Here is a 19,267-nt window from a genome sequence, read left to right on the forward strand (position 1 = left end):
CGACCGCAATCGAGGCGGTCGCTGGCACGGTCTCCATCGGAACGGCCATGTACTAGGGTTGGGAGTAGCAATCGGGACGGTCCGTAGTTCGCGAGACGCAACCCATGATCTGGGCCTTCCTGGTGATCGCGTTCGTTCTGGCGGTGATCGCCACGGTCGGGCACCTGCTCTGGATCGGTGCCCGGGCCGTGATCCTGGCGGTGACGCGGTCTTACGGGGATTCGCGACCTGGGCCGATCGAAGTTGGGCTGTGCCCCCGTTGCGGGGAAACGGTGGTCCGGGGGCCACGGGGCGAGCGTTGCATCCTTTGCGACTGGAGCAAGGGCGGATGGCCGCCGTCGGCGCGACCCGACGTCGGGCGCGTCCTGGACCGGCTCTGCCTGAGGGTCCGGAGGTATCAGGATGCGGGCCTGATCTCGGTCCGCCTGCGGGATCGCCTCATCGAGCTGATCCGGGCCGAGACGCCGCCGCAGGCGCTCGCGCCGTCCCGCCCCGAAGTCGCCGAGCCGAAGCCAGGACCGGAGCCCGCGGAGATCGTCTTCTGGGAGGCGGCTCCGGAGCCCGCGAGGCCGTCTGTCGAGTCCACTTCGACCGTCCGTGAGGGGATCGCGGCCCGCGCCCGCGATTTCGCCGCGGCGATGGCCCGTCGCGAGGTGGAACGGCCGGCGGAAGTATCCCCTACACGCCCGCCGAAGCCGCCGGCGCAGCCGCTTTCGAAGTTGCTCTCGGCGTTCCTGGAGGAGAAGAACATCCGCTGGGGCGAGCTCGTCGGCGGCCTCCTGATCGTCGGCTGCTCGCTGGCGCTGGTGATCAGCTTCTGGGCGAGCATCGCGGAGCGGCCCTGGCTCAAGTTCGGGCTGTTCAACGGGGTGACTGCCGCGCTCTTCGCGGTCGGGTTCCATGCGCAACGGAGCTGGAGGCTGCCGACGACGGCGAGGGGGCTGCTGGAGATCGCCTGCCTGTTGACCCCCCTGAACATGCTCGCCGTGGCCTCGTTCGCGCGGGGCACGGCCGAATCTCCGGCCGTCTGGCTCGGCGAGATCGCGGTCATCGGCCTGTTCGCCATGCTCTGCCTGGGGGCTGGCCGGTACCTCGTCGGGCATGCCCCGTGGGCGCTCGCGGTGGGCGTGGTGGCCCCGTCGGCGTCGATGTTCCTGATCGGCAGGCTGGCCGGGCCCGGGAGCACGACCGGGGCCTCGCTGGCGCTCGGCGTGCTGCCCCTGGCGGCCCAGGCCGCGGCGATGGGCGGCTTGCTCCGGGCCGTCCGCCGTGATCCGGACCTGGACGAGCCCGCGGCCCAGGGGCTGCTACGCGGGCTGGGCCTTGGGAGCTTCGCGGTGGTCCTGGCGCTGGGGCTGCTGATCACGCGGTGCGGGACGGCGGCCGCGGTGCTCCGGCCGTTGGCGCCGCTGCTGCCCCTGGCCGCGGCCCCCGGGTTGGCGACGGGGCTCTGGCTCTGGCGGCGGGCGACGGCCAGGGAGCTGGCGGCCTACAGGACGGCGGGGACCTCGATCGCGGCGGCGGCCGTGCTCGTTTCGCTCGCCGCGGTGGTCATCCCCTGGCCGGCTCCGGCCGAGATGATGCTCGGCGCGGGGCTGAACGCGGCGCTCCTGCTGACGGTCGCCCTCGTCCTGGAGATCCCGGCGGCCCATGCGGCGGCGGGCCTGTGCGTGGCGGTCGTCTACCTCCTGGGCTGGCTGATGCTCACGGGGCGTTTGCCGTCGTCGGCGACCTCCCCCGAGGCCCTGACCGCGCTCCTGTCCCGGTCGAGCGGCCTGGTCCTGATGCCGCTGGTGCTCGCTTGCCTGGGGGTGGTGGCGACGGCCTCGCGCCGTGGCAAATCCCTGGTGGCGCAGGCGTATGGCCTGGTAGCGGGCCTGGTGGCGGCGGTCAGCATCGGGCTGGTCGCCTGGCACGGGCTGGGAATCGCGGGAGATCCGACGGGGGCGTCGTGGGTCTTCGCGGCGTATGCGGTCATCGCGATCGCGTGCGCGGCGTGGTTCAGCCGCTGGCCGCTGTTCGAGACCTCCGGCGGGCTGGCCGAGGTCCGCACGCTGGCCGGGATCGGCTCGGCCTTGAGCTTCGCCGCACTGGGACAGGGGCTCGTGTTCGGGCTCCGGGAACGATGGGGGCTGACGGCACCGTGGCTGGATGTCCTGCTGGCGCATCCGACGTTGACGCTGGGCGCGATGGCCGGGCTGGAGCGATTCGGTGTGCCCGCGCGGGACGAGGCTCATTCGGCCCGGGGGCGGAGCCGGTTCCTGCGGGACGCGGGGCCTGTTCTGGAGAGGACGCTGCTGCCGGCCGTCGTGCTGGCCTCGGCCCTCTGGCTCTGGCTCCTGCCGTGGACGCCGATGTCATCGCTGGCCGGGCACGCAGCCTGGCTGGCGGTGGTCTGGTTGGCCATGGCCTGGCGGGCCGATTCGCCCGCGGCGTTCGCCGCGTTCCAGGCGTCGCTGACGGCGGCGGTCGCCTGCGTGGTGGGCGGCTGGCTGGAAGGCCGGCCGTGGTTCCGCGGGGGATGGAGCTGGCTCGACCCGCGGAGCGTCCAGGCCCTGGGGATGGCGATGGCCGTCCTGGGACTGGGCTGGATCGCCATCCGTCGGATGGTGGTCCGTGGGCCGGAGACCGATCGGTTGCGGACGTTGCTCCATCCCGCGTGGCCGGCTTTCGACCGGGTCTTCCGCGGCGTGCCGATCGCGATGGTCGTGGGGCTGGCCCTGTATGCATCGCTGCCCGGCGTGTTCCAGGAGCTGAGCCCGCGAGGCGGGATGCGCGTGGTCTCTCCGGCGGTGCTGTTCGAGATCCCCGGCATCCCGCATGCCCCGGCGATCGGCGCCGGCTCGTGGGTCTTGCTGGTTCTGGCCCTGGCGATGGTCCTGGCGGAGTTCTCGATTCGGGGCCGTCGCTCCGACCTGATGGGGGCGATCCTCATCGGCTGGCTCGCCGCGCCGTTGCTGGCGGGGAACTGGGAAGGCGACGTGGCCGCGGCGTCGGCGCTCCGATGGTCCTCGTCGCTCTACGGCCTGGCGGTTTCGGCGCTGCTCTGGGGTCGCGATCGACGGGCCCGGCTGGTGGGGCCGGGAGGAGAGTCGATCCTCCGCGGTTTGGCCTTCTCACCGGCCCTGCTGATCTTCGGATACGCGACCCTGGCTGCGATGGCCGGAGCTCCGGTCGTCGGCCCCGCGCCGGGGACGCTCTTCGCCCGGATGGGGAGCCTGGGCTCCTACCTGCCGCCGGTGTTGCTCCTGGCGATCGTCCACCTTGGGTGCTCGATCCGGGAGCGATCCAGCCGGCTTGCCTTTGCCTCCGCGCTGGTGCTGGAAGCCGCGGCGACGCTCGGGTTTCTGCTGGCCGGGATCGAATCCGGCATGGGCCTGGGGGGCGGCTTCGTGATCAGGCTGGCGCACGTCGATGCGGCGGTGGCGGCCGGGTTCGCGATGGCCTGGCTGGGCGTCCTGGCCGGATCGGCCCGGCGATCGGGCTCGACGTCGACGGTGGCCGTTCCCGACGTGCTGACCGTGCTGGTCGGGCTCGGGGCCGGGCTGAATCTGATCGTGCTTGCCCTGGGGACGTCGTCGCTCTGGTTCGACCCCATGCCGACGTCGGCGGTCCGGGCCATGGCCGATCCGCTCGGCTGGGCTGCCTTCGGCCTGGCGGTCGCGGCCGTCGTCGTGCACTCTCGGGTCGCGGGGCGTCCGCTCGGGTCGGGTGGCCTGGGGATGGGGCTGGTCGCGGGCGGAGCGATGCTGGCTCTCGGCCGGGCGGCCGGCGATGCGGGCGACTGGCGGACGTATCACGAGATGCTGGCGAACCAGGCGGTGGCGGGCCTGTTGCTCCTCCTGGCCGGCTGGTATCGCGCCGGACGATCGGCCCCGGCGATGGACGCCTCGGCGCGTCGGGCGGTCGCGGCATGGTCGACGCTCTCGCTGGGGATCGTGGTGCTCTACTCGGTGCGAGGCTATGTCGCGTCGTCGCCCCAGTATCCCTGGTGGACGCTCGGCGGGCTGGCAGCTTCGGTCGCGACCGCGGTGGGGCTGGCGCTCTGGACGCTCCGGCGGCCCTATCTCGCGGCGGCGGCGGTCCTGATCAACCTGGCGATGACCCTGGCCTGGTGCGCCTCGGCCTGGTGGACGGCCTCGATGCGTGATGGGGTTCCTCCGGTGGATTTGCTGAACGTCAACGCGCTGGGACTGGCGTTGCCGGTGCCCTTGTGGATCTGGCTGGGCCGCAGGCTCAGCCCGTCGCCGAGCCGGCTCGCCCGGGTCGCGGTGTGGCTCGCGCTCGGGGCGCTGGGCCTTGGGGTGACGATCGCCCTGGCCCGGCCGCTCGGCCCTGGCCACCCTCCTTACGCGTGGCCCGGCTGTCTGGCTCTGGCGGCGACGGCGGCGGCCTTCGCCGCGGGGTTCTGGGATCGTTCCGCCCGCGGCTCGCTGCGAGGGCTTTACTTGCTGGGCTTGTGCGCGGTCGGCTGGGTGCTCGTCCCGTTTCCACTGTCGGACGAGATGCTCGTCTGGCTGGGGTCGATCGTGCTGGCGGCGTATGCCGTCCTGACGAGCTACCTCTGGAGCCGTCGCGATCTCTTCCGCGGGCTGGCGAACCGGCTAGGCATCGAGGTCCCGGCGGTCGATGAGGAAGCCGGCCCGGTCCCGCTGCTGATGGCGAACCTGGCGATCATCACCGCGGTGGTCGGTCTCTCCTTCGGGACGATCCTGTCCAGCACGGACGTCATCCGGCGATCGTGTGCCGCCGATGCCGTTCTCGCCTCGACGCTCTCGGTCGGGCTGCTGGCGCACGGCCGGCGGCGGTCGGCCCTTCAGGCGGTCGCGCTGGGCCTGGGGGTTGTGGGGGCCGTGGCCTGGGGCTGGGCGTGGCTCGATCCGAGATCCGTCAACGCGAGCCTCGACCGCGTGGTGGTGACCTTCGCGGCGCTCGTCGCCGGGGCGGTTGCGTATGGCCTTGGCCTGGCGAAGTTCCTCCCGCGCTTTTCGGAGTGGACCAGCGCGGCGCGTCGGTTGGTGCCTGCCCTGCTGGTCCTGGCGCTGGGGGCCCTCATCGTGGTCCTGGGCGCCGAGGTCGCCGCGGCGGTGGGAGGCGAAACGGCGGCCATCTCCGCATGGGCGGTGATCCTGGTGGCGGCGACCTTTGCCCTCGCGTCGGCCGCGGCCCTGCTGGCCGCCGTGGTCCCGGGCCGCGATCCGCTGGGGCTGACCGAGCGCGGCCGGACGGCGTATGTCTATGGGGCCGAGGCCCTGCTGGCGATCCTGGTCCTCCACCTGAAGCTGGCGATGCCCTGGCTCTTCGGTGGGTTCCTGGCCCGGTACATGTCGCTCATCCTGCTGGGGCTCGCATTCGTCGGCGTCGGTCTGAGCGAGCTTTTCCGCCGCCAGGGTCGAAGGGTGTTGTCCGAGCCGCTGGAGCGAACCGGCGTCTTCCTCCCGTTCCTGCCGCTGGCGAAGGGGCTCTGGAGCACGCCCGATCCCGCCCAGTCGGTGGTCTTCTTCACGCTGGCGGGCGGGCTGTATGCACTCCTTTCGGCACTCCGCTCGTCGCTGGTCTTCAGCGCGCTCTCGGCCCTGGCCTTCAACGCGGCGATCTGGACGATGCTCGGTCAGGTGGAGGGGCTCGGCCTGATGCATCATCCGCAGCTCTGGGTCATCCCGCCGGCGCTCTGCGCCGTGGTCGGTGCCTACTGGAACCGGGACAGGCTAACCGAATCGCAGCTCGCCGCGACCCGGTACGCGGCGGCGGTGGCGATCTACGTCTCCTCGCTCGGGGACATCGCCCTGACCGGCGTGGCCCAGGCCCCGTGGCTCCCGGGCGTACTCGCGCTGCTGGGCATCGGCGGGATCTTCGCCGGCATCTGGCTCCGCGTCCGCGGGTTCCTCTACCTGGGCTTCGGCGCCGTCTGCCTGGCGATCTTCACCATCACCTGGTACGCGGCCGTGGACCTCCAGCAGAGCTGGCTCTGGTGGGCGGCCGGGATTGCCGCCGGCGTGCTGATCCTGGCCCTCTTCGGCCTCTTCGAGAAGAAGCGGGAGGAGATCCTCAAGGTCGTGGATGAGCTGAAGGGGTGGAATCCCTGAGCGCCGGATGTCAGGCGCCGCCGAGTCGCGCGGCGAAGGCGGCGTGTTCGGGCGTCGCGAGGCCGCGCTGGAGCGTGGCAAGCACTCCAGCGAGGTCCGCGGTGAGCATGGCGTCAGGATTCAGCCAAAGGCCCGGGAAGACCTCGCTGCGAAGGGTGCCGTCCGCATCAGGCTTCAGCGCTTCATAGCGGCCGTCGCGGAGGATGGACCAGTCGATCTCGCGATCGCGAACGCGCCAGAGGACGTACTCGCGGACGCCAAAGCGTTCGTAGATGCGTGATTTGATCGTCGCGTCCCGACAGGCACCTGTCGCCGCAACCTCGATGACGAGTTCAGGAGCGCCCTCGGCGATGCCCGCCTCGTCGAGCCGCACCTGCCCTCCGAGCGCCGGGTCAATCATCATGAGGACATCGGGCTGGAGTTCGTTCCTCGCGTCGAGGCGAAGGCTACAATGCAATCCGGGGATCACTCCCGGTGTGTCAATCTTGTAATTGACCAGCCAGGCGGCGATCTCCACGTTCGGACTCCCGTGTTCTCGGAGGCGGACTGGCCCGCCGAGGTACACGATACCCTCGATCAGCTCCGCGAATTTCAGGTCCGGCATCGCCTCCCAGCGGCGTTCGAACTCATCGAGTGAAAGCCCGTCGCCATCGCGAAGCGGTGGGATGGAGTCCGAAGCAGAGAAGGGAGTCACCGTGTTCATGATAACGCTTCAGGGAGTCGAGAGATTCGCTTTGGCCGTGGTTCAGAATACTCTTATCGAAGAAAATCGTCGACCGGGGGTAATCTCCGGGTCGCCGGTACGACAGAGTGGGTAGAAGTTTGCCAGGGATCGGTCCGCGGGGTGAGGACATGCCATCCGGTCGGGAGGACTGGGAGACGATCGTGCGGAGGCACACGCCCGCGGCGTTCGCGTCGGCCTGGCGGTTGCTCGGCCATGCGTCCGACGCGGAGGACGCGGTGCAGGAGGCGCTCCTGGACGCCTTCCGGCTGCACGCCGCGGAGCCGGTCCGAGACTGGGGGGCCCTGATCCGCCACCTGGCGACGCGTCGGGCCATCGACCGCCTGCGGGCTCGCCGCGAGGGGTTCGTCGTGCCGCTCGACGCGAACGACATCGCCGCCCCGGAGTCGTCGCGGCCCGAATCGCTGGCCATCGAACGTGAGCTGGCCGACCGCCTGAGATCAGCCGTCGCCGAGCTCCCCGACCGCGAGGCGAGCGTCTTCTCGCTCCGCTACTTCGGCGAGATGGACAATACCGCCATCGCCCGCACGCTGGACATCAGCACGGACGCCGTGGGCGTGGCCCTCCACAAGGCGAGAAGGAAGCTGAAGGATCGGCTCGGTCTGCTGGCTGAAGCCACGAGGAGACCGGGATGTTGATTTCCACCGACGAATCCGACCGCGACGAATCCGACCGCCTCCTCGACCGGGCGATCTGGGCCGCCAGTGCGGAGCCGATCCCGGTCGACACCCTGGATCGTGTCATCGAGACCGCCATCGGCTACCCCGCTCCGGACGAACGGGAAGGGTCGAGGCTCCCTGTTCTGGAAAGGATGCTGAACATGGTCCGAACGCATCGTCGCCTGTCCGCCACGGCGGCCACGGTGGCCTGCGCGGCGCTGATCCTTGCCGGGCTCCTCGTTGGGCCGCCGAACCGAGCTTATGGCCTCGAGAAGACGGCGAAAGCTCTTGAGGGGGTGAGGAGCTATCATGCCAGGATCACGCCCGCCAAGCGGCTGAGCGCGATCTGGGTCGAACTCAACCCGGACGGGACTCCGCGGCGCGTCCGGGCCGACTTCCACACGCTGGACGACGGGGCCAAGGTGGTGATCCTCTCCGAAGGCAGGTCCGAAGTGTGGTTCCTGGACAAGAACGCGCACCTGATCGTTCCCGCCGAGGACAGCGCCAGGACAATGTCGGATCTGCGGGACCTTGCCGACCCCAGGCTGTTCTTCGATCGGCTGCAAAAGGATGAGGCTTCCGGCAAGTTGCAAGTGGAAACGCGCCTGCCCGTGCGGGATGGCGAACCGCTCGTCCTCATCGCCACGGACACCAGGAATCCCGACCGCCGCTATGTCTACGAGATCGATTCCCGGACGCGGCTCGTGCAGCGATATCTCGTGCAGGTTCGGAAGCGCGGGACGGGCAATGACTGGGATCTGATGGAAGAGCGGCAGTTTCTCGATTACAACAAGCCAATCGACTCCGAGGTCTTCCTTCCCAGGATGCCCAAGGACGTGATCCACCTCGACCAGGTCCGCCGTCCACCTGGCATCGTCAGGGGTGAGCTCACGGAGGAGGAGGTCGCGACGAAGGCCGTGCGCGACTACTTCGAAGCCATCATCGCCGGTAACGATGACAGGGCGGGCTTGATCTACGAAGGTTACTCTGCCGAAGACATGAAACGCATCCGCGACCGATCCGGGGAGAAGATCCTCCGCGTCATCGAGATCGGGAAGCCGGTCCCGTGGCCCATAAATGGCCCGAAGGCCCTGGCCGTTCCGGTCAAGCTGGAGGTCGAGAAACAGGGTGTGCGGCGGGAGCGATCCGCGCGGACCGTCGTGCGGCCGGAACAGCCCGATCGGTGGGCGATCTGCGGCGGGATCTGAAGCTTCTGCACGCCGGTTGATCTCGTCCCGTTCGCGATCCGCGTCACGCGGTGCCCGGCCGGTCCACGATGGCCGCGTGCTCCGGCGAGGCAATCCCCCGCTGGAGCACGGCCAGTACCCCGGCCAGGTCGCCGCGGAGGAGGGCCTCGCGGTCGAGCCAGAGGCCGGGGAAGCACTCGCTGCGGATGATGCCGTCCTCCGAAGCGGACAGCTCTTCGAAGCGTCCGTCGCGGAGGATGAACCAATCGAGCGCCCGGTCGCGGACCCGCCAGAGCAGGTACTCGCGGACGCCGACGCGCTCATAGACGCGGCGCTTGACCGTCGCGTCGCGGCTCGCGCTGCTGACCGCGATCTCGACGGCGAGCTCGGGCGAGCCGGAGACGATCCCGTCGGCGTCGATCCTTGCCCGACCTCCGCGGCTCGCCTCGATCATGAGGAAGAGGTCGGGTTGGTACTCGTTCTTCGGGTCCAGGCGGACGCTCCCGTTGTCGCCGGCCGTCACGCCGGGGGTGGTCGCCTTGTAGACCCCCAGCCAGGTCGCTAGATCGATCTGCCACGTGAAGTGGCCGGAGCTGACAGGCGAATCCACGTGGACCACTCCTTCGATGAGCTGCGCCTTCTTCAGCTCTGGCATCGCATCGTATCGGCGTTCGAACTCATCCCGAGTGAGGACATCGCCGTCCCTGAGCGGCGGGATCGTCGTCTGACCGATCGGCGGGGTCGCGGTGCTCATGGCATCGGCTCCACGGGGCCGGGAACTCGTCGGCTCGCCGGGATCCATCGTACGCCCGGGACGATCCGGCGGCCATCCCGGGCGGATTGAAGCCGTTCGATCAGCTCATGCGAAGGTAGATGGAGCTGGGGAAGTCCCCCTCGCCGGCTCGCAGGCCGCGGTCATTGGCGGCGGGGCGGTAGTTCGGCATCAGGGTCATCAGGCGCGCCGGATCGGCGTGATGGAGCATGCTCAGCGAGAGCCGGATCGAACACCCGGGATTGTTGACCAGGAAGGCGTGGAGGAGGGACGTCTCCGCGGAGAAGAATAGCTCGTCCTCGAGGAGACCGCGCTGGTAGTCGTAGGGCAGGTAGATGTCGTGGAAGTGGGCCCAGCTCCCGGGGGCCAGGCGCGGCAGGACCTCGAGGATCACGCGGTTGACCTCGCTGCCGGGCTTCACCGTGTGGGTGGAGTCGATGAAGAGGAAGCCGTCGGGGCCGAGATCCGTCAGGACCTCGAGCGGGACGGTCTGGGCCTTCTCGGGGACGAGGCGGACGTCGCCGGCCGCGGCGGCCCGCTTCAGGAACTCGGTCGGGTACGGCTCGACGCAGACGATCTCCGGCCGGTAGCCCTTGATGCCCCGCGCGGCGTCCAGGATGACCGCCGTGGAGACGCCGCAACCGACCTGGACCACGCGTTCGGGCCGGACGGCGCGGATGAAGGCGAAGAGGGAATCGGCGTCGATCGGCCCGAAGCCGGGCTCGCCGTTGGTCTCGCAGGCCCGCCGGTGGACGGCGGCCGTACGCAGCTCCTCGGTCCGCTCGGTCGGGCAGCACGACTCGAGGAAGTCGAACTGGCCGTCGGTGTCCGACCCGGCCACGCCGAAGAGGCTGAACGGCTCCTTCCAGCCGGCCTCGCGGCGGAGCTCGCGGATGTCCGGGACCTGGGAGTAGAAGTGACGGGGGAGGACGTCGAAGCCGAGGCCCTGGCCGACCTCGAACAAACGGCGGAGGCCGCGCTTGCCCAGGTCCTTCACTCGACGCTTGAGCGAGGGATTCGCGCGGGGCGAGGCGGCGGGCGGCGGCATCTCGGTCGCCGAGAGGGAAGGCGATTCGGGCCGTGACGACGCGTCGCGATGGATGATCTGGGCCTGCACAACACCCTCCATGGTCATGGCAAGTACGGCGTCGATGTCCGGGGCATCCGATCGCCCGGGGCACGCATTATAGGGAAACCCGGGCGGCCTTGCATCCGCAGTCGCCGCGAATTCGCCGGCCCCGACCGGATTGTTCCGGGGGAAGTGGCCGGTCGATCGGCTTGATGCGAACGCGGCCTTTCTGGCATGATGAAGTCCTTGGAGATCAAGACGATCGGGCATCCGCCGGGAGGCTGACCGCGGCCCCCGGGCGAGCTGCCCGCCGATCTCCGGGCCTACGTCGCCCGTCCCGAGGGCGACGAGCGGCCGGGCTCCCCCCGCGCCGGAGGCCGGTCCGCAGAGGATGGGGAGGGGGTTGGTTGCGAATCACGTTCCACGGCGCCACCCGGCAGGTCACGGGGAGTGCTCATCTCCTGGAGATCGGCCCGCATCGCCTGCTGCTGGACTGCGGCCTGTTCGACTCCGACCGGATCGACCCGGACAGCCCGAACCGGCAGCTCTCGTTCGACCCCCGGTCGCTCGACGCGGTGATCATCTCGCACGCGCACAACGACCACATCGGCCGCCTCCCGTATCTGGTCAAGCAGGGGTATAACGGGCCGATCCACGCCACGCCCGCCACGGCGGACATCACCAGCGTGATGCTCCGCGACAGCGCGAGGATCCAGCGCGAGGACGTCCGCAACGCGGCGATCAGCCATCCCCACGTCGAGTCCGCCGAGCCCCTCTTCGATCTCATGGACGTCGAGTGGGTCGTCGAGCGGATGAACCGGGTGCGGTACGAGGAGCCCACCGAGGTCGTCCCGGGGGTCACGCTGACCTTCCACGACGCGGGCCACATCCTGGGCTCGGCGATCGTCCAGCTCGATTACCGGGAGGACGGCCGCGATCGCCGGTTCGTCTTCACGGGGGACCTCGGCCGGCGGAACACCAGCCTCCTGCCCGACCCGACGGTGGTCAAGGACATCGACATCCTCGTCTCGGAGAGCACCTACGGGAATCGCGAGCTGGACCCTTACGACAAGCTGATGAAGCAGCTCCACGCCATCATCGCGCGGGCGACTCGGCTCCGCGGGAAGGTGGTCATCCCGGCCTTCAGCCTGGGCCGGACGCAGCGGATGGTCTACTGCCTCCAGGAGCTTTTCGCCGTCCACAAAGTCAGGCCGATCCCCATCTACGTGGACAGCCCCCTGGCCAACCGGCTGACCGAGATCCATCGCGACCACGCGGACGCCTACACGCCCCACGCCCGAGAGCTGATGGACAAGGATCCGCTCTACTTCGGATCCCGATTCGTCGAGTATTGCCAGACCTTCGACGACTCGCGCCGGCTCAACTATCTGGAGGGGCCGGCGGTGATCATCTCGTCCTCCGGGATGTGCGAGGCCGGCCGGATTCGCCACCACCTCCGGCACGTCGTCTCCGACCGGGACAACGCGATCGTGATCGTCAGCTATCAGGCGGAGGGGACGCTCGGGCGGAGGATCTCCGAGGGCGTGGAGCGGGTGCAGATCTTCGACCGGTGGTACGACCTGAACGCGGCCGTGTACGTCCTCGACGGGTTCTCCGGGCACGCCGACCGCAATGACCTGGCCGCCTGGTATGAGCAGACGGGCGGGGGCATCGAGCACGGCTTCCTCGTCCACGGCGAGCCGGAATCCATGGAAGCCCTCGCCCCCCTCCTCCAGCCCCACGTCAGGACCCCGATCCGCATCCCCGATCTCCACGAGAGCTTCGAGGTCTGAATCGCGGGGTGGGCTCAGCGGCCGTTCCCCGCCGGCCCCGCGGCTTTCACGGTGCGGGCGATCCGGAAGCCGTAGGAACCAAGCTGGTTGTTGGGGTGGTTGTACGCCCGGAAGGGGGTGAGGATGTCTCGTCCCACGTCCACGAAGCCGCCGCCGCGGAGCATCCGCCTCTCGTTGTCGGAGAGGACGTGGCCGGGATCGAGGCCGTCCACCGTGAGGAGCGCCTGGGGGCCCACCGTCGCATCGAGCAATCGGTCCTCGCACCACTCATAGACGTTGCCCAGGGTGTCGAAGAGGCCCAGGTCGTTGGGGAGCAGTCGGCCGCAGGGCCAGGCGTGGCCCTCGGACTGGACGATGTCCCAGCCATAGAACCGCAGGAGGTCGTCGCCGGAGCCGAAGAACCGGCTGGCGGTGGTGCCGGCGCGGCTGGCGAATTCCCACTCGGCCTCCGTCGGCAGGCGGTAGCCGTCGCAGTCCTCGGCGCCGGGCCGGACCTTCATCCCGGGGCCGTACCAGCCCACGGCGTTGGGCTCGTAGTATTCGCGGCGGCCTTCCTTGCGGCTGAGCCAGTTGCAGTAAGCCGCGGCGTCATACCAGGAGGCGTAGTCCACGGGACCATCGTCGTGGGGGGCATAGAACCGGTCCCGCTTGTGCGGGAATCCGCGGTTCTCCGCGAGGAAACGCTGGAATTCCTCGACCGAGACCTCCTTCAGGCCGATGGCGAAATCGCGGGGGATCTGCCGGCGGTGTCGCAGGTCGAAGGTCCCGTTGCGACACTCTTCCGGGGGCGCCCCCATGAGGAATTCGACGGGGCCGCGGACCAGGGCGAAGGTCTGCTTCTGCGAATTGACGTCCCACCGCCGGCCGGCCGGGACGTTCGCCTTGCTCAGGTCGTCGTCGATGGCGGCGACGCGGGCGTCCTGCCCGAGGCGGCGGAGGGCCCAATCGGTCGCGCCGTGGATGCCGGCGTCGGGATCATTCCGGTAGGACTCCGAGAGGCGATCGATGAGGTCCCGCCCCTGCTCGCCCAGCTCCGACAGGTCGTAGTGCCCCAGCGCGAGGATCAGGGCCCGGCGCGAAGAGACGGCCGGGTCCAGGATCGCCGCCGTCGTCGAGTCCGGCGAGGTGACCGGCTCGGATCGCAGGCTCTCGATCGCCTGGAGCAGCGGCTGGGCGTCCCCGCCGACGGCGCGGAGCCCGACGACCAGGTGGCTGCGGACTTCCGGGTCGGGGACCAGGTGGAGCCGGCGGAGGGCGACGTCGGTCCGACCGAACAGGTAGAGGGCCAGGGCCGCGCGCGCCTGGCGGGCGGCGAGCCGCGAGCGGTCGTCGAGGGAGTCCTTCGGCCCGGGCTGCTTCTTCAGCTCGTCCTCGAAGGTCGACTCGACCTTGGCCTTCCGCTGGCGGACGGCCGGGAAGAGGATCGAGAAGGAGCGGGGCTCGGAGTCCATCAGGAGGTTCGCGAGCTGCAAGGGCGGATCGGCGGAGTATTCCGCGAGGATCGTGGAGGCCACGACCCGTTCACTCTCGGGGAGATTCCGGGTGCGGAAGAGGTCCTGGAGCGGCGTGGAGAGCCTGTCGGAGATGGGCCGGAACCCCTGGATCCAGAGGCCGATGGCCGCGGGGTTGGTGGCGAGCAGGGCCCTGGCGACCTTCTCCGCGCCGGCGTCCCAGGCCGGGTCGCGCGGGGCGAAATCGGCGAGCACGGCGGCGGCGGGCAGGAGCCTCGCGTCGCCGGGGGCGGAGTCCGCCACGATGGAGCGGAGCCAGGGCGTGATGGGGGACGCGTAGGGGCGGATCGCCTCGCGAATCACGGCGACCTCCGCGGGGGCGGCGGTGAGCAGCCGGTCCCGGAGGAAGATCAGGCGAGTCGAATCCTCGTCGGCCAGCAGGAGGCTGGCGTGGAGATACCGCAGGCTCGAGGGGGACTCGTCGGCGAGGATCCTCTGGAGATGCGGCCGGGCCCACCGCCGGACCCCCTCGAACTGGGCCTTGAGAGAGGGATTCGCCTCGATGGACATGGTGCCGAGCGAGTCCACCAGGACGTCGGCGCGGAATTGCCCGGCCGCATCGTACCACCCCCAGGCGGACGCGCCCGCGAGGGCCAGGCAGAGCATGCCGGCCGTGGCATAGCGACGGTCCGCCCGGAGCATCATCGCCCGCTGGGGGGGCGTCCACGCCTTTCGCCGCGTATACGCGTGGATGCGGAGGCATTCGAGGAGCGAGGGGAGGAAGCGCTTCTCCGGCCTGGTCTCCCAGAGCGTGGCCCGGTCCGCCAGGCAGAGCTCCGCCCGGCCGGCGGCCGTCTCCCCCTTCTTGTGGGTCAGCCAGTCGCGGAGCGAATGCACGAGGTAATCGTGGGTGAGCTGGTAATACAGCCGGCCGGGCTCGCCGTCACCCCCGGCGCCTCGCGCGCCCGCCACGTCGATGCCCGACGGGTCGGTCGGCGAGATCAGCCGCAGCTCGAAGTCGAGGATTCGCATCAGGTCGTCGAAGTCGTGCGGGCGGGCGGCGTAGCCGGAGGCATCGAGCAGGTCCTCGCGCGAACGCATGTGCCCCTTGATGTCGGCGCCGGGCTCCGGGAGCAGGGCGGCCAGGACGGCCCGCGCGGCCTTGCGGTGGAACCGATGGGCCGGCCGCGCCGCGGCCTCGCCGAAGTTCTCTTCCAGGAAGGCGAACCCGACGCCGCGGGTCCCGCCGAGGCCCGCCAGGGCCGACCGCGTCCAGGGCTTCCCCTTCATCGTCTCGGCGAATAACGCGAGCTGGACGCAGACGACCTTGCCGTCCTGGGCCAGGCCCGCAACCGCCTCCCTCAAGAAGGACTCGTGCTCCCGCTGCCGCCGCCCCAGGGACCCGGAGATCCGGCCGAACGCCCGGCCGAAGGCCGCCAGGACCTTGGTGGCGTGCGAGGCGTCGAAGAGGTCCGCCGCCGCGGCGTTCCGCCCGTCCACGATCCGGACCTCGATGGCCTTCATGAACCGAGTGGCGGCCATCCAGAAGTCGTCCCGGATCATGGCGATGCAGCAGACCCGCTCGCCGTCGCACTGGCGCATCGCCTGCACCAGGGCCGGCGCCTCCTCCTCCCGCCGGCCGTGCAGCCACTGCTCGAACTGGTCCAGGATGATCAGCACCTTCTTGCCCGCGGGCAGGATCCCACGCTGTCGCAGGGCCGCAAGGCTGTCGCGCAGCCCCAGCGACTCGCCCAACCCGGGCACCTGCTTGCGGAGGTTGTTCAGGAGCCGAGCCTCGGTATCCCCGGGCGTCGCCTCGACGTAGACCGGGATGACGCCCGGCGAGAGCAACGGCAGGAGCCCGGCCTTGACCAGGGACGACTTGCCGCAGCCCGACGGCCCGTAGATCAGGCCCACCGGCGCCGAGCCGTCCGCGTCCGACTCGACCCACGTCTTCCAGAATCGCAGGCTCTCCGGCAGGCCCTCCCGATCGCGCGGGCCGGGCAGGAGGCTGAGGAAGAAATCGCTGTCCCGGGCCTCGAAGGACCGGAGGCCCCGGGGGACGATGTTCTGGGGCAGGATCGAGAGGGGCAGGCTGTCCCGCGACGGCGGCGGCGGGGTCGCCAGGGTCGTCGTCGGATTCGCGTGCGGAGCGGTCGGCGACGAGGGGAGGGCCATCGCCTGGGCCGACGCGGCCCGCTGCCTGTCCGCCTCGAGGAAGAGCCGCAGGTCCTCGGCCATGTCCCGGGCGGTCGAGTATCGCTCCGAGGCGCGCTTCGAAAGCGCCTTCAGGCAGATCCGATCGAGCTCGCGGGGGATCGACTCGTCGGCCTGGCGGGGGGGCCGCGGGTCGTGCCGGGTGACCTGCTCCAGCAGCGCCTCGCGGTTCTCGCCGCGGAACGGACGCCGCTTCACCAGGAGCTCGTAGAAGACCACCGCCAGGCTGAAGATGTCCGACCGGCCGTCCACCCGGTGGCCCTCGCCCCAGGCCTGCTCCGGGCTCATGTAGGCCGGCGTGCCGGCATACCGGGAGCCCTTGCCGACGTCCTGCTCCCGCAGGGCCAGGCCGAAGTCCACCACGTAGGGGCGGCCGTCGACCGCGATCAGGATGTTGCCGGGTTTCACGTCCCGGTGGACCAGCCCCTTGCCGTGGGCGTGGTGGAGGGCCTCCGCGACGCTCGCCACGAGCTCCGCGGCCTGTCGCGGCGCGTAGTGCACCCGCCGCATCCGCGTCGCGAGCGTCTGGCCGTCGATGAGCTTGCTCACGACGTAGCAGGGATACTCGTCGGTGCTCCCCACGTCGTAGACCGGCACGATCCCCGCGTGGTCGAGCCCGGCCACGTTCCGCGCCTCGGCCAGGTAGAGCTCCGCGTCCCCCCGTCGCGCCACCAGGTGCGGATGCGGAACCTTGAGCGCGACCGGACGCTCGAGCTCCTCGTCGTACGCCTCGTAGACGAGCCCGAACCCCCCCTGCCCCAGCAGCTTCACCACGCGGTAGCGGCCGATCCGGACCGGGGGCCCCGTCGGCGTGGGGGAGTTCGGCTCCGATCCCAGGGTGTGCGTGTCCTCGCCCCGGGGATCAACACGGTCTTCGGTCGTCAGGTCGAGCCAGGGGTCCACGATGGTCGCCGCCCGGTCAGAGAGTGCCCGCTCCCCATGCCGCACGCACGCATCGAGCATTATGACGAAAGCCGGAACTCGACGCGACCCCCATGTCAGCCGGGCTCGCCGGCCTGGATCTTCATCGCGCCGGCCAGCTCGCCGATGAACTCGCCGACCTCCTTGACGACCTCCGCGCGAGGCCGGTTGATCGCATCGGCCAGCCGGCGGACCAGGGCGCTGCCCACGATCAGGCCGTCGGCGACCGGCGCCAGCCGCCGGACCTGGTCCGGCGCGCCGATGCCGAAGCCGATGCAGATCGGCAGCTCGGTCCGGGTCCGGAGCCAGGCCACGTTTTCCACAAGGTCCGGGGGGAGCTCCCGCCGCTCGCCCGTGATCCCCGCCACCGAGACATAGTAGATGAACCCCGTCGTCAGCCGGGCGATCCCCTCCGCGCGGTCCCTCGGCGTGGCCGGCGTGATGAGCTGGATCAGCTTGAGGCCTCGGGCCGTGGCCCGATCCATCAGGGCCGCGGATTCCTCCAGCGGCAGGTCCGGCACGATCAGGCCGTCGAAGCCCGCCGTGGCCGCCTCGTTGAGATAGCGCTCCACCCCGACCCGGTGGATGATCGCGTACGAGACCATGGAGACGATCGGCGTCCCGTCCAGCTCCGGGGCGCCCTCGGCGCGGAGGGTCCGCACGGTCTGGAAGATGTGGCTGACCTTGATCCCCCTCTGGAGCGCCCGATGGTAGCTCTCGGCGATCACCGGGCCGTCGGCGATCGGGTCGGAGTACGGGATCCCCAGCTCGATCATGTCCGCGCCCTTCCGCACCATCTCGCGGATGAGCAGGCCGGTGGTCGCGAGGTCCGGGTCGCCGGCGGTGAGGAAGGGCATCAGGGCGTGGCGGCCCTCCGCGCGGAGCCGGCCGAAGAGGGCGTCGATTCGATTCATGGTGGGCATCGTCGCAGGGGGCGTCTTCGGGGAACGTGTGGGGAGAAGCGAAGGGGGTCGATCCGATCGGGCGGCCGCTCAGATCGGCTCGCCGCGGAGGCGGGCCACCTCGAAGGCGTCCTTGTCGCCGCGTCCGGAGAGGCAGACGACGATCGACTTGCCCGCGCCCAGGCGGCGGGCCTCCTTGAACGACTGGGCCAGGGCGTGGCTGGACTCGAGTGCCGGCAGGATCCCCTCGTGGCGGGCGGCCGTGCCGTAGGCTTCCAGCGCCTCGGCGTCGGTGATGTTCTCGTAGCGGACCCGCCCCTTGTCCTTCCAGTAGCTGTGCTCGGGGCCGACGCCCGGGTAGTCGAGCCCGGCGGAGATCGAGTGTACGTCCAGGGTCTGGCCGTCGTCGTCCTGGAGGACGTAGCTGAAGCTGCCGTGGAGGACGCCCGGCCGCCCCTGGGTGAGGCTGGATGCGTGGTCCCCCGCCTTGGGGCTCCGGCCGCCGGCCTCGGCGCCGATCAGCTCGACCTCGGCGTCCTCGATGAACGGGTAGAAGATCCCGGCGGCGTTCGATCCCCCCCCGACGCAGGCGACGACGGCGTCCGGCAGGCCGCCGGTCCGCTCCAGGAACTGGGCGCGGGCCTCGCGGCCGATCACCGCCTGGAAGTCCCGGACGATCATCGGGAACGGATGCGGGCCGACCACGCTGCCGATCGTGTAGTGCGTCTGCTTCGAAGACCCCATCCAGTCGCGCATCGCCTCGTTGGTGGCGTCGCGGAGCGTCCTCGAACCGGTCGAGACCGGGACGACGGTCGCCCCCATGGTCCGCATGTTGAAGACGTTGAGCTTCTGGCGGCGGATGTCCTCCTCGCCCATGTAGACCGTGCATTCGAGGCCGAACAGGGCACAGGCCGTCGCCGTGGCCACCCCGTGCTGCCCCGCGCCGGTCTCCGCGATCACCCGGGTCTTGCCCATCCGCTTCGCCAGCATCACCTGGCCGATCGCGTTGTTGATCTTGTGGGCGCCGGTGTGATTGAGGTCCTCGCGCTTGAGGTAGATCGCCGCGCCCCCGGCGAAGGCCGTGAGCCGCTCCGCCTGGTAGAGCGGCGACGGCCGCCCCACGTAGTTCCTGAGCAGGTCGGCGAGCCGGGCCTGGAAGGCGGCGTCGGTCTTGACCTCCTCGTACGCCTGGGCCAGCCGGTTGAGCGCGTCCATCAGGGTCTCGGGCACGAACCGGCCGCCGAAGACGCCGTAGCGGCCGAGGTGGTCGGGGACCTGGCCGATCGAATGCATCGGGATCGTCGCCTGGAACGCGTCGTCGTGTTCGGATCCGTGCGTCGCCATGACCGGCCCGTCTTTCGCTCGAGTCGAGGAACGCGCGGGCCACCTCGCGAGCCCGCGCAAGGGGACCATTTTCGCGGCCTTGCCGTGACCGGGTCAAGGGCAGAGCCGGGCGGGCGGGTGCCGA

The 19,267-nt window shown here is 70.4% G+C and carries 10 protein-coding genes; 4 read left to right on the top strand and 6 right to left on the bottom strand.

Annotated elements, in window-relative coordinates; all coding sequences use genetic code 11:
* Positions 1-104 precede the first annotated feature (104 nt).
* A complete protein-coding gene (locus tag G6O54_RS19510; protein WP_165227335.1) occupies positions 105-6,086 on the top strand; it encodes a hypothetical protein in 5,982 nt (1,993 codons plus the stop codon).
* 10 nt (positions 6,087-6,096) lie between these two features.
* Here the strand turns inward: G6O54_RS19510 and G6O54_RS19515 are convergent, their stop codons facing one another.
* Positions 6,097-6,789: a Uma2 family endonuclease gene (locus tag G6O54_RS19515; protein WP_165227336.1), complete on the bottom strand. Its 693-nt coding sequence runs from the start codon at positions 6,787-6,789 to the stop codon at positions 6,097-6,099.
* Positions 6,790-6,938: 149 nt separating this feature from the next.
* On the opposite strand from G6O54_RS19515, the gene G6O54_RS19520 reads away from it, so the two are divergent.
* Both G6O54_RS19520 and G6O54_RS19525 read left to right on the top strand, forming a co-directional pair.
* A complete protein-coding gene (locus tag G6O54_RS19520) occupies positions 6,939-7,466 on the top strand; it encodes an RNA polymerase sigma factor (RefSeq protein WP_165227337.1) in 528 nt (175 codons plus the stop codon).
* Positions 7,460-8,695, top strand: coding sequence for a hypothetical protein (locus G6O54_RS19525; protein ID WP_165227338.1), 1,236 nt, complete (start codon positions 7,460-7,462; stop codon positions 8,693-8,695). The genes G6O54_RS19520 and G6O54_RS19525 overlap by 7 nt, the downstream gene beginning before the upstream one ends.
* Positions 8,696-8,738: 43 nt before the next feature.
* Here the strand turns inward: G6O54_RS19525 and G6O54_RS19530 are convergent, their stop codons facing one another.
* Together G6O54_RS19530 and G6O54_RS19535 are read right to left on the bottom strand one after the other, a co-directional pair.
* Positions 8,739-9,428, bottom strand: coding sequence for a Uma2 family endonuclease (locus G6O54_RS19530; RefSeq protein ID WP_165227339.1), 690 nt, complete (start codon positions 9,426-9,428; stop codon positions 8,739-8,741).
* 100 nt (positions 9,429-9,528) lie between these two features.
* Positions 9,529-10,581 (bottom strand): class I SAM-dependent methyltransferase, encoded by a 1,053-nt coding sequence (locus tag G6O54_RS19535; protein ID WP_165227340.1) that lies wholly within the window; start codon positions 10,579-10,581, stop codon positions 9,529-9,531.
* Between the two features lie 341 nt (positions 10,582-10,922).
* Between G6O54_RS19535 and G6O54_RS19540 the strand changes: the two genes are divergently transcribed.
* Positions 10,923-12,308 carry an MBL fold metallo-hydrolase gene (locus tag G6O54_RS19540; RefSeq protein ID WP_165227341.1) on the top strand — a complete coding sequence of 462 codons (1,386 nt, stop codon included), beginning with the start codon at positions 10,923-10,925 and terminating at the stop codon, positions 12,306-12,308.
* Positions 12,309-12,322: 14 nt separating this feature from the next.
* On the opposite strand, the gene G6O54_RS19545 is transcribed toward G6O54_RS19540, so the two are convergent.
* The 3 genes from G6O54_RS19545 to trpB all read right to left on the bottom strand — a co-directional run bounded on the left by G6O54_RS19545 (position 12,323) and on the right by trpB (position 19,092).
* Entirely contained in the window at positions 12,323-16,924 is a 4,602-nt protein-coding gene (locus tag G6O54_RS19545; protein ID WP_165227342.1) for a protein kinase domain-containing protein, read from the bottom strand.
* 50 nt (positions 16,925-16,974) lie between these two features.
* Positions 16,975-17,811, bottom strand: a complete 837-nt coding sequence (gene trpA / locus G6O54_RS19550; protein ID WP_165227343.1) for a tryptophan synthase subunit alpha — start codon at positions 17,809-17,811, stop codon at positions 16,975-16,977.
* Between the two features lie 78 nt (positions 17,812-17,889).
* Positions 17,890-19,092, bottom strand: a complete 1,203-nt coding sequence (gene trpB / locus G6O54_RS19555) for a tryptophan synthase subunit beta (RefSeq protein ID WP_165227346.1) — start codon at positions 19,090-19,092, stop codon at positions 17,890-17,892.
* Positions 19,093-19,267: the final 175 nt, after the last annotated feature.

Source organism: Aquisphaera insulae, assembly GCF_011064615.1.
Lineage (GTDB): Bacteria > Planctomycetota > Planctomycetia > Isosphaerales > Isosphaeraceae > Aquisphaera > Aquisphaera insulae.

What these genes read in the sequence shown, in the direction of transcription:
- G6O54_RS19515 (WP_165227336.1), bottom strand. Translation starts at nt 6,789, where the DNA reads ATGAACACGGTGACTCCCTTCTCTGCTTCGGACTCCATCCCACCGCTT.
- trpB (WP_165227346.1), bottom strand. Translation starts at nt 19,092, where the DNA reads ATGCATTCGATCGGCCAGGTCCCCGACCACCTCGGCCGCTACGGCGTC.
- G6O54_RS19520 (WP_165227337.1), top strand. Translation starts at nt 6,939, where the DNA reads ATGCCATCCGGTCGGGAGGACTGGGAGACGATCGTGCGGAGGCACACG.
- G6O54_RS19525 (WP_165227338.1), top strand. Translation starts at nt 7,460, where the DNA reads ATGTTGATTTCCACCGACGAATCCGACCGCGACGAATCCGACCGCCTC.
- G6O54_RS19530 (WP_165227339.1), bottom strand. Translation starts at nt 9,428, where the DNA reads ATGAGCACCGCGACCCCGCCGATCGGTCAGACGACGATCCCGCCGCTC.
- G6O54_RS19535 (WP_165227340.1), bottom strand. Translation starts at nt 10,581, where the DNA reads ATGACCATGGAGGGTGTTGTGCAGGCCCAGATCATCCATCGCGACGCG.
- trpA (WP_165227343.1), bottom strand. Translation starts at nt 17,811, where the DNA reads ATGAATCGAATCGACGCCCTCTTCGGCCGGCTCCGCGCGGAGGGCCGC.
- G6O54_RS19510 (WP_165227335.1), top strand. Translation starts at nt 105, where the DNA reads ATGATCTGGGCCTTCCTGGTGATCGCGTTCGTTCTGGCGGTGATCGCC.